The following is a 431-nucleotide window of genomic DNA, read 5'->3' on the forward strand; positions in this document are numbered from 1 at the left end:
GACGACGACAAGCAGTACCAGGACGCCCGGATCATCTTCGTCGACACCGAGGCGTCCAACTGGACCTTCGACCCGGTCCGGGAGCAGTACTTCTTCCACCGGTTCTTCTCCCACCAGCCGGACCTCAACTACGAGAACCCGGCCGTCCAGGAGGAGATCCTGGCCGCCCTTCGCTTCTGGCTGGATCTGGGCATCGACGGCTTCCGGCTCGACGCCGTGCCCTACCTGTACGCGCAGGAGGGCACCAACTGCGAGAACCTGCCCGCCACCCACGAGTTCCTGCGGCGGGTGCGCCGCGAGATCGACGCCATGTATCCGGACACGGTGCTGCTCGCGGAGGCCAACCAGTGGCCGGAGGACGTCGTCGACTACTTCGGCGACTACCGGGCCGGCGGCGACGAATGCCACATGGCCTTCCATTTCCCGGTCAT

1 protein-coding gene is annotated in these 431 nt (G+C 65.9%); it reads left to right on the forward strand.

Going from position 1 to position 431, the window contains the following annotated elements; genetic code table 11:
- On the forward strand, positions 1–431 hold a 431-nt coding region (locus tag AC5P09_RS52165; protein WP_493880658.1), incomplete at both ends, for an alpha-amylase family glycosyl hydrolase.

Source organism: Streptomyces sp. a15, from assembly GCF_059026085.1.